Origin of the sequence: Neobacillus citreus (assembly GCF_018343545.2) — a bacterium.
GTDB lineage: Bacteria > Bacillota > Bacilli > Bacillales > Cytobacillaceae > Neobacillus > Neobacillus citreus.
Genome location: NZ_JAGYPE020000105.1, coordinates 1 through 10,036 on the forward strand (window position 1 = coordinate 1; position 10,036 = coordinate 10,036).

11 protein-coding genes are annotated in these 10,036 nt (G+C 44.1%); 8 read left to right on the forward strand and 3 right to left on the reverse strand.

Going from position 1 to position 10,036, the window contains the following annotated elements; genetic code table 11:
* Positions 1-723 (reverse strand): molybdopterin-dependent oxidoreductase (locus tag KHB02_RS28505; protein WP_277398411.1); only part of this gene is annotated, 723 nt, incomplete at its 3' end.
* A 60-nt stretch (positions 724-783) separates the two neighbouring features.
* Positions 784-1,581: a formate dehydrogenase accessory sulfurtransferase FdhD gene (gene fdhD / locus KHB02_RS28510; RefSeq protein WP_213147923.1), complete on the reverse strand. Its 798-nt coding sequence runs from the start codon at positions 1,579-1,581 to the stop codon at positions 784-786.
* Between the two features lie 251 nt (positions 1,582-1,832).
* Here fdhD and pdxK point away from each other — a divergent pair, with 251 nt between their 5' ends.
* From pdxK to bshB2, 3 genes are all read left to right on the forward strand, one after another.
* The gene (gene pdxK / locus KHB02_RS28515; protein ID WP_213147922.1) at positions 1,833-2,675 is read left to right on the forward strand and encodes a pyridoxine/pyridoxal/pyridoxamine kinase; all 843 of its coding nucleotides are present in this window, start codon (positions 1,833-1,835) and stop codon (positions 2,673-2,675) included.
* A 291-nt stretch (positions 2,676-2,966) separates the two neighbouring features.
* Complete coding sequence (locus KHB02_RS28520; RefSeq protein WP_213147921.1) at positions 2,967-3,314, forward strand: YojF family protein; 348 nt, start codon at positions 2,967-2,969, stop codon at positions 3,312-3,314.
* Between the two features lie 36 nt (positions 3,315-3,350).
* Positions 3,351-4,019 (forward strand): bacillithiol biosynthesis deacetylase BshB2, encoded by a 669-nt coding sequence (gene bshB2, locus KHB02_RS28525; protein ID WP_213147920.1) that lies wholly within the window; start codon positions 3,351-3,353, stop codon positions 4,017-4,019.
* A 55-nt stretch (positions 4,020-4,074) separates the two neighbouring features.
* On the opposite strand, the gene KHB02_RS28530 is transcribed toward bshB2, so the two are convergent.
* Complete coding sequence (locus KHB02_RS28530) at positions 4,075-4,818, reverse strand: Crp/Fnr family transcriptional regulator (RefSeq protein WP_241114172.1); 744 nt, start codon at positions 4,816-4,818, stop codon at positions 4,075-4,077.
* 283 nt (positions 4,819-5,101) lie between these two features.
* Between KHB02_RS28530 and KHB02_RS28535 the strand changes: the two genes are divergently transcribed.
* From KHB02_RS28535 to KHB02_RS28555, 5 genes are all read left to right on the forward strand, one after another.
* A complete protein-coding gene (locus KHB02_RS28535) occupies positions 5,102-5,551 on the forward strand; it encodes a cytochrome C (RefSeq protein ID WP_213147919.1) in 450 nt (149 codons plus the stop codon).
* 15 nt (positions 5,552-5,566) lie between these two features.
* The gene (gene nosZ, locus KHB02_RS28540; protein WP_213147918.1) at positions 5,567-7,438 is read left to right on the forward strand and encodes a Sec-dependent nitrous-oxide reductase; all 1,872 of its coding nucleotides are present in this window, start codon (positions 5,567-5,569) and stop codon (positions 7,436-7,438) included.
* 156 nt (positions 7,439-7,594) lie between these two features.
* Complete coding sequence (locus KHB02_RS28545; protein ID WP_241114173.1) at positions 7,595-8,173, forward strand: hypothetical protein; 579 nt, start codon at positions 7,595-7,597, stop codon at positions 8,171-8,173.
* Positions 8,170-9,519, forward strand: a complete 1,350-nt coding sequence (nosD, locus tag KHB02_RS28550) for a nitrous oxide reductase family maturation protein NosD (protein ID WP_213147916.1) — start codon at positions 8,170-8,172, stop codon at positions 9,517-9,519. Before KHB02_RS28545 ends, nosD begins: the two co-directional genes overlap by 4 nt.
* Positions 9,483-10,036, forward strand: a 554-nt coding sequence (locus KHB02_RS28555) for an ABC transporter permease (protein ID WP_241114174.1), incomplete at its 3' end; no start/stop codon positions are given. The genes nosD and KHB02_RS28555, both read left to right, overlap by 37 nt.

Sequence of the window (10,036 nt, forward strand, 5' to 3'; positions counted from 1 at the left end):
TTCTTTTGCTTTTGTCAGCCATCTGAAGCTGATTGGATGATTCTCAGCAGGGTTTGCACCCATAATTAGCGCTGCATCTGTATGCTGCAGGTCATTCCAATGGTTTGTCATTGCTCCACGTCCAAACGATGGTGCCAGACCGGCAACCGTTGAACTGTGTCATATTCGTGCCTGGTGTTCTAAGTAAACAACGCCAAGCCCTCTCATTAATTTGGAAACCAAATACGTTTCTTCGTTATCAAGTGCCGCACCGCCAAGGCTGGCAATCTTTTCAGTTCTATTTACCGTAACGCCGTTTTCCGAAACGATAAATGACTTATCGCGGCTTTCCTTTGTACGTTTGGCAATGGTATCGAGCATCCATTCCCAGTCTTTTTCTTCCCATTTATCGCTGCCTGGAGCGCGATAAAGAGGTTTCGTCATCCGCTTTTCAGAAGTGTATAACTGTCTGAGTGTCGTTCCTTTGCTGCATAGCTTGCCTTCATTAATTGGGTTATCCGGGTCCCCCTCCGTATAAACCACTGTGTTATCCTTTGTATGGACTAAGATCCCGCAGCCGACGCCGCAAAAACAGCAAATGGTTGGTGTTACAGTAGCTTTGGCAATTTTGAATTCCTTTGATTTCGCATAGGCTTTTTGTTCATTAAAGCCCAGTTCGACAACTGCTAAAGTGGCAGCGGTTGCACCGGATAGCTTTAAAAATTGCCGGCGATTTAAGTTCATTTCAACCATTTCCAATCTCCTTCCCAAGAGTAATGAATAGAACATCCCATTTTTTTATGTTTATCTATATAGTTCTACCGGCTGATTCCCCCCTTCAAAGCTTCTCTCCAAGAGCGGCTCTGGATTTACATCATTTTCAACCCGTCCTGCCGCGGTATAGATCATCGCCATTTTCCCTCTTAAATAGCCGATTACTTCTATATTTAAGTACCGCGCCAGCTGGATAGCCTGCTTGGTTGCGGCCGTCCGCGAGCCGATAACAGGAAAGCCGAATTTAGCTGTTTTTGAGAGCATTTCATATGAAACCCTGCCGGTTGTAAGAAGTACAAGCCTGTCGGGGCGTAAGCGGTTTCTCAAGGCGTGTCCGATAATCTTATCGACGGCATTATGCCTGCCGATATCCTCGCGAATGGTGATATTTCCCTCTTCATCCACAATGCAGGCGCCATGCATGCCGCCTGTTTCCAAATAAAAACGGGAGTTCTGAGCAAATTCGCTTCGTTTTTTTAAAAGATAGCTAAGCTGATAGATTTGATTTGATGTAACCTTATCGAAGTTTTTTACATCAGTCATTGAAAAAAATGTGACGCCCCTGCCGCAGCCTGCTGTGTAATGCTTCTTCTTTGAAAAGACTTGCTCTTCATCAAAGGCTGCGCTTAAAGTGACATGAATGCTCCCCATATCTTCATTGATGACGATGGACTCAATATCATTTGCTGCCTGAATAAATCCTTCAGAAAACAAATAGCCATATGTCCAATCCTCTAGATCAAATTTTGTCAATTGGAAAATCGCCATTTCGTATCCATTAATGATTAATGAAATGGGATATTCGTCGGGACAACTTTTGTGGTTCATTGTTTTCCCACCACCTTTGAAGAGTATTTCTCATTAATAGAGTAATTTTGGAGGAGTTTTTTGAAAGTAATTTTTATCACTATAAATTGATTAAAATAGTAAAAAAGTTGGATATTTCACTTTTTTGTCAAACTCTTTCGACAGGCGAAAAAAATCATTTGCACCATTGCAAAAGTTTATTTTGGTTGTTTTTTTGCTGTTGAATTATAATAATAGGGTGATTATTAAGCCTTTTTTAGGAGGAGTACATAATGAGCATTAAGAAGGTAATGACAATAGCTGGTTCGGATTCAAGCGGCGGGGCGGGGCTTCAGGCGGACTTGAAGACGTTCCAAGAGCTTGGCGTATATGGTATGAGCGCCCTAACATGCATCGTCACGATGGATCCCAAAGACAACTGGCATCATAACGTCTTCCCAATTGCATCAGATATTCTTGAAAAGCAGCTGGAAACCATTCTATCTGTCGGTATCGATGCAATGAAGACAGGTATGCTGGGAACGGTCGAGTTAATTGAAATTGCTGCAAAAACCATCGATGCCCACAAGCTAGAGCGTGTCGTAATTGACCCTGTCATGGTGTGTAAAGGCGAGGACGAGGTGTTAAACCCGGAAACGACCGATGCGATGCGTGAGCTTTTATTGCCGCGCTGTTTAGTAGTGACACCAAATCTGTTTGAAGCTGGACAGCTTGCCGGCATGAAAACGCCGAAGACAGTGGAAGAAATGAAAGAGGCCGCTGTGAAAATTTTCGACCAGGGGGCAAAAAATGTCCTTATCAAAGGCGGCAGTAAACTGCAGTCTGAAGAAAATGCCGTCGATCTTCTTTATGATGGCAAGGAATTCAGAATTTACGAATCGCCAAAATATAATACAACCTTTACGCACGGCGCCGGCTGCACCTACTCATCCGCGGTCACAGCTGAACTTGCGAAAGGGAAATCCGTCTTTGAAGCAGTCGAAGTGGCGAAAGACTTTATCGCCGCAGCCATCGAACAAGGCTTCCGCCTAAACGAATACGTCGGCCCAACCTGGCACGGCGCCTACCGCGGCTCAAAAAGCAAAACCGAATACTGCGAAGACTGCGCAGAATAATTTCCTAAAGAGCTGAACACGACGTTCGGCTCTTTTTTTCATTAAAATGTGAAAATGATCGCCAACCTTGTTGATTGGAGCGGAGGGCACTCAACTCCTGCGGGATATAGAGGTCACTGGAGCCTCCCCGCGGAAAGCGAGTGCCCGGAGCGGAAATCAACATATATTTAACCGAGCATTCATTTCGCATTTTTTATCCAATTTTAGTATGATAGTTACATTCTTAAAGAAAAATATCTCGTAGACTAAATCCTATTTTTTATAAGAAATAACGGGAAGGGAGGAATCAGCTTGGAACTAGTGAACACCAAACAAGTACAGGAAGCCATTAATAGCTTCGTAAATAAAGAAGTATATATTCACCTTGAAACCACAAACGGTGCCTACGCATCACATCGCGATCAATCATTCTTTTCGGCAGGCGCTTATATCCGCAACGCCAAAGTCCAATATGAAATAGGGAAAATCACCGGAAAAGGTCCTTACCGGGTGGGCTTAAAAATTAACCTTGGCTGGATTTACGCTGAGGGCATCACTCATTTTGAAATCGATGAACTGGGACGGCTGCTGCTTGCCGGCCATGACAATGAAGGGAAACTAGCCGTCGCATTGGAAATCAGCCCGACTCCCTTTGAATAGTGGTTTCATGCGTCAGTCCTGAAAGGAGAATGTAAAATGGAAAAAGAACGCCATGTCCTAGTTGTCTTTCCACATCCGGATGATGAGGCATTTGGAGTATCCGGGACAATAGCCACCCACATCAAAAATGGCACCCCTGTTACTTACGCCTGCTTAACCCTTGGGGAAATGGGCCGCAATATGGGGAATCCGCCATTTACCAATCGGGAAAATCTCCCGAAAATCAGAAAAGCGGAACTAAAGGAAGCTGCCCGCGCTTTAGGCATCCAAGATTTACGCATGCTCGGCTACCGCGATAAAACTGTAGAATTTGAGGATGAAGAAAAGCTGGCCGACGTTATGTCCGCCTTGATTGATGAACTGAATCCTTCTTTGGTTATCACCTTTTATCCCGGCTATGCTGTGCATCCCGACCATGACGCCACCGGCGCGGCCGTCGTCCGCGCTGTCGAAAGGCTTCCTGAAGCCGCACGGCCAACCTTACACTGCGTTGCCTTCTCGAACGATTGTATTGAAAAACTTGGTGAAGCTGACATCATTAATAATATCAGCCCTGTCGCCGAAATAAAGCTTGCCGCCATCAAGGCACACCGCTCGCAAACGGAGCTAATGTTTGCCGACGTGTCCGAAAAACTAAAAAACCAAGACCCACAAATTATGGTCTGGATCAACAACGAGCGCTTTTGGACGTACAAATTTGATTAAATATATAAAGGGACCCGTCATCTCACTTTTAGAGTGGTGACAGGTCCCTTTCCTTTTAATATTCTTTATGGAGCAGCGTGCAGAATTTGCACCAGTCAAGGATGATGATTTTCCGCGATTTCAAATCAATCATTTCCTCTTTTTTAAGTTTGGAGAAGACACGGCTGATGCTTTCACGCGAGGTGCCGACGACGGTGGCGAATTCCTGTACGGTTAACGGTATTTCAACTTCCCAGCGTTTGAAGTCTGGGTTAAACTTCCGTCCGAGCCGCTCCAGCATCTTTACCGTTTTTGCATAAACATCGAGCAGGACCACATCCCTTAACTGTGAGGTCATTTCTCTTAAAGCATCGCTCATATAGCGGATCATTTGCATAGAAAGCTCCGGATATTGGTAAAGATCCTGCTCGAGCTCTTGCTTATCCAAAAAGAACAGCCGGCCATCCTCAAGCATCGTTGCTGTTGCCGGGTAACATTCTTCCTTCCGTGTGAATAAACATGCTTCGGCGAAAATATCCCCTTGCTGCTTCACACAAACGATAATTTCATTCCCGTTCTCATCCTGTTTGGCGAGCTTAACCGACCCGGAATGAATGAAGAAGACCCCTTTTGCCTTCTCATCCTCTTTGATAATCCGCATCCCTTTTTTCACTTCAAGCGTTTGAATCCGCCTTTCAATGATATTTAGCGATTTCGGGGATAAGTCTTTAAAAATCTCAATTTTTCGAAGCAAGCCTTCTTTGTCGACTTCCTGAATCACTGATAAATTCGGCTCCAGTAATTTTTTTATGCGCTCCAACCTTCCCACCACCTTTACCTAGCTTATTTTCCTCTAATTGTAAGCTATTTCTCACGTTATAGAAGTGAAAAGGGTCACAATACTGCAAATCGCAAATACATCATGGAAAAATCGTTTTTCACAGAACGTTCATTTTTAAAAAAACGCTTTAGATATATGCTTTTGGGGCCCTTTCACAGAACGTTCAAAAACCCTTCATTTCGTGTGACGAACGTCACAAATTTACAAAATTTAATGAATTAGGATGAAACTGTTCAATTGACGAAAAGGAGGGGGAACAAATTTGAAAAAAGCTCTTATTAGTTTTGCCATTAGCCTTGTGCTCGGCTTCGGGCTTGGATATCTAGTATTTGATGTCATCATGGGGAACTCCAGTGACTCAGGAAAGGCACCGCAAACCGCCCAGGCTGTTTCGAAGAAAAAAGCAGCGGATGATTCCAGCAAACCAAAAGAAACAGCAGCCACTTCCAGTGTTAATGACGATAACATCCTTAATAAAAAGGGATGCCTTGGCTGCCATAGCGTGGAAGCGCTCAACATAAAAGGCGGTGCAGTCGGACCGGATCTTTCCCAAGCCTTTGTAAACGTTGAAGGAAAGCACGGCAAACCAATTGAGGAATTCTTAAAACAGCCTACATCCGCTGTTATGTCAGGTGTTATCGGCAAAAATCCATTAACCGAAGAAGAAGAAAAGCAAGTACTAGACCTGCTCAAGCAGGCATCTGAAAAATAAGGTGGTGTTAACCGAATGAAAAAATGGGTTCCAATCGCATCCGGCCTGCTAGCCGGGTTTGCTGCAGCAACACTGTCGTTCGCTGATTTTTCGTCGAACAACACGAAGACTGAGGCCGCAAACGCCAGCAACAAGAGCAATGCCGAAAAGGTTTATGTGCCATTTGGCAAAAAAGATGATTACTATTTATTCGCATCCGGCGGCCACTCCGGACAAATGTTTATCTACGGTGTGCCTTCAATGCGAAAAATTAGAACGATTCCAGTCTTTTCTCCGGATTCCGCTACAGGCTATGGCTTTGATGAGCATTCCAAGAAAATGATGGGTGATTATACTTGGGGTGACCTTCACCACCCTGCTTTCTCGGAAACAAACGGCGACTATGACGGCAAATGGATGTTTGCCACTGATGTCGGCAACAGCCGTGCCGCAGTCGTTGACTTAAAAACATTTACAACCAAAGACATTCTCAATGTTCCAAATACAGCCGGCCCGCACTGTGCCGCGTTTGTAACGGAAAATACCGAGTACATGTTCCTGCCGACACGTTTCGCCGTGCCGCTTGGACAAAAATATGAATCTCTAGATGATTACAGCCAGAAATACCGCGGTGTGATGTCAGCCGTAACCTTTGACGAAAAGAATGTAAAGCTGAACATCGCTTACCAGGTGGCCCTTCCACCTTGGTCCTATGACCTTTCTGATGCTGGGAAAAAGAGTTCAAAAGACTGGGCTGTTATGACAACCTACAATACGGAAGAAGCAACAACTACAATGGAAGTCAATGCCTCACAGGCTGACCGCGACTACATCGTTCTTTTCAACTGGAAAGAGCTTGAGAAGATGGTCAAGGAAGGCAAGTACGAGGATGTTGGCGGCCAAAAAATGATTTTCCCTGAAAAAGAAAAGGGCGGCATTTATTTAGTGCCGGTTGCCAAATCGCCGCACGGTGTTGACGTAACCCCAGATGGCAAATATTTCATCGCTTCCGGCAAGCTTGCTCCTGCGATGACTGTATTCTCATTTGAAAAAGCCTTTAAGGCAATCGAAAAGAAAGAATTTGCCGGCGACCGCAACGGCATTCCAATCTTAAAATATGAATCCGTAATGGAACGTGAAGTGAACCCAGAAAACGCACTTGGACCACTTCATACTCAGTTTGATGACAAAGGCATGGCATATACAACCATGTTCATCTCTTCTGAAATTGTAAAATGGGATCCGAAAACCGGTAAAACTTTAGACCGCGTGCCTGTTCAGTATTCTCCAGGCCACTCTGTTGCTGCTGAAGGCGACACCGTCGCACCTGATGGAAAATGGCTGATTGCCTTGAACAAGATTGCCAAAGACACCTACTTATCGGTCGGACCGTCTCATCCAGAATCAATGCAGTTAATCGATATCAGCGGCAAAATGAAGGTCGTTCAATCAGCACCGGTTGACCCTGAGCCGCACTATGCACAGATGATTAAAGCCGACAAAATCAAAACGATTAACGTTTATCCAAAGGATCCAAACAACAAGGATGCCGTCTATAAACAAAATGAGACCAAAATTGTCCGCAATGGCAATGAAGTCCATGTGTACGGAATTGCGATGCGCTCGAGATTTATTTTTGACCATGCCGCAAAACGACCTGACGTTATCGAAGTGAACCAAGGCGACCATGTCTTCATCCATTTGACAAATATCGACTTTGATGAAGATATTACCCACGGTTTTGCGATCAACAGCTATGACTTAAACATGGAAGTTCAGCCTGGCCAAACCAATACAATGGAGTTTACTGCTGATAAAGCGGGTACCTTCCCAATTTATTGCACAAACTTCTGCTCGGCTCTGCACCAAGAAATGAACGGCTACTTCCTGGTTAAACCAAAAAATTAACGGATTACCGCGAAGCACAGGCCTTCGCTTAAAAAGCCAGATACTTTCGACTTTTGGGCGAGGCTGTCTCAGGGAAAGTGTCCGGTCCCGCTTTATGGGGCCGGCACTGAAGGAGGCGGCCTCTCCGCCTTATTAAGCATAAAAGGAATGGTTAACTTGAATGATCGTAACAAAGGCAGTAAATTGTCTATTACCTCGGCATTGCTGATTGGACTTTCAGCCGTATTATTGGTTGTATCAATATTTTTTCCGTGGTGGAAGATGCTGTTTTATGCCCCGCAATATCCCGAAGGATTGAATATTATTGTCTATCCCAATAAGCTGAAAGGCGAAATCGATATTATTAATGGGCTTAACCACTATATTGGCATGTCCAATTTCAGCGAAGAAAATTTCCCAGAACTGGGATACTTGATTTACCTTATTAGCGGATTAGCGGTGCTCACCCTGATTACAGCTATCCTCCGCAATAAAAAAGTTCTTTACGGATTGATTAGCATTTTTGTCATCGGCGGCCTTGCCGGCGTATTGGACCTCCATTCTGCCTTAAAAAAATATGGAACCAATTTAGACCCTAAAGCGCCGATCCATATGGACCCATTTGTTCCGCCGATTATCGGTGAAAACACAGTGGCAAACTTTACTACCCATAGCATCCTAGGTACAGGCGTTTACTTCGTGATTGCCGCGTTTATATTGTTACTAATTCCGGTATGGAAGGATCGAAAAAGATGAAAAAAATAGCGCTCCTGTTTCTTGTTTTTTCTCTAGTGTTATTTTTCAAACCTGAGGGAAAGATGGCAGCCGATAATCTGCAAGCAAAAATCGACTCCATGAAAGAGGGGGCGGTATTGAAGCTTGACAATCAAACCTATACGGGCAATATCGTCATCAAGAAACCGATGACGATCATTGGTTCAACAAACACCGTGATTAAAGGGGACGGAACCGGCAACGTGATTTCCGTTAAAGCTGCAAATGTCAGCTTGAAAAATCTTACCGTGTCTGGCAGCAGCATGGACCGCAACTCCTCTGAGGAATACGCGGCCATTAAGGTTTATACCAATAACAACGTGATTGAGCACATTACCATCCGCCATTCCTTTCACGGTATTTATTTAAGCAAAGCTCACCACAATATTGTTCGCTATAACAATATTAAGGGACTGGGAAAGGGTGAAATTGCTGCCCAGGGAAACGGGCTCCATGTTTGGTACGCCGAAAATAATTTGCTTTCCCATAATACAATTGATGGCACCCGGGACGGCATGTTCTTTGATTATTCCAGCCACAATAAAAGCTTCGACAATAACATCAGCAATACCCGGTACGGCTTGCATTATATGTACTCCGATGAAAATACATTTAAACGAAATACGTTTACGATGAACGAGGGCGGCGCCGCGATTATGAATTCCAATGGCCTTACCCTTACAGACAATCAATTTATCGTCAACTATGGAAACAAATCATTTGGTTTATTGCTGCTGCAGGCCAATGATAACCATATCGAGCACAATACGTTTTACATGAACCAACGCGGCTTGTACATTGACCAAGCAACGCGGAATCTGATTAAAGACAATAAAATCATTCGCAACCAAATCGGAATTGAGCTGTGGGCCAGTTCCAATGACCAGATTTTTACGTTAAACCAAATCTCTGAAAATACGATCCCTGCTGTCACGATTGGCGGCAAAGGCGAACACAATGTCTGGACCCAAAAGGGCAAAGGCAACGAATGGGGCTCCGCCTTCCCGCTCACCGATTTAAACCAGGACAGCATCGGGGATTTTCCGATAACCTACCGTTCAGCCCTCCATCAGTTGATTGAGGATCAAGAATTAACCAATTTCTTTTTAAAAAGCCCGGCGATTGCCATCTATGAAAAAATCAACGCCAGCCTTAATGAAGATGAAGTTATGTTTAAGGACCCGCACCCTCTCGTGTCTAAAAAAGACGGACATTCCACTTCCGCCATTTTCATCGGGTTGGGGACTGCGCTTGCCGCCGTGCTGGTCTTGATAAAGGGGAGACAGCGAATATGCATTACATTTGGAAAGAATGGAAGGAAAATATAAGGGGTAAAGGCCTATGGCTAAGCTTAAGCATCATAGTGCTGATTTCAATCAGTATTTTATTCCGTTCCGCTGACCTTTCGTTCGATAAAGGCTTTTATATTCTGCTAATCAATTTGTTTGATACAATTATTTATTTCATTCCGATATTATGTTTATTTATCGGCGCGTTTTCGATTTTTCAAGAAAAAGAACAAAAGACCTTAATCATGCTGTTGACGAAGCAGGACAGCTATGGCAGCTTTTTGCTGAGAAAAAACATGGGGCTTTATACGGTGGTCCTGGTGCCTCTTTTTGCCTGGTTTCTACTATATGCACTTTTGTTAAAGTTCCAATTCCAGCTTGATTTTGGCAGTTATTTTATTTTTCTTTTTAGTATTTTAGTGATGGTACTGATCTTCCTGCAAATGGGGACGGCGATTGGCAGTTTTGCCCGCTCGCGGATGCAGATTATCGGCTTCACGATTTTTGTCTGGTTTTATTTTTTCTTTCTGCACGATTTTATCCTGCTGTCGTTTTT

Coding starts and splice junctions, on each gene's coding strand:
- fdhD (WP_213147923.1), bottom strand. CDS start 1,581: ATGAACCACAAAAGTTGTCCCGACGAATATCCCATTTCATTAATCATT.
- pdxK (WP_213147922.1), top strand. CDS start 1,833: ATGAGCATTAAGAAGGTAATGACAATAGCTGGTTCGGATTCAAGCGGC.
- bshB2 (WP_213147920.1), top strand. CDS start 3,351: ATGGAAAAAGAACGCCATGTCCTAGTTGTCTTTCCACATCCGGATGAT.
- nosZ (WP_213147918.1), top strand. CDS start 5,567: ATGAAAAAATGGGTTCCAATCGCATCCGGCCTGCTAGCCGGGTTTGCT.
- nosD (WP_213147916.1), top strand. CDS start 8,170: ATGAAAAAAATAGCGCTCCTGTTTCTTGTTTTTTCTCTAGTGTTATTT.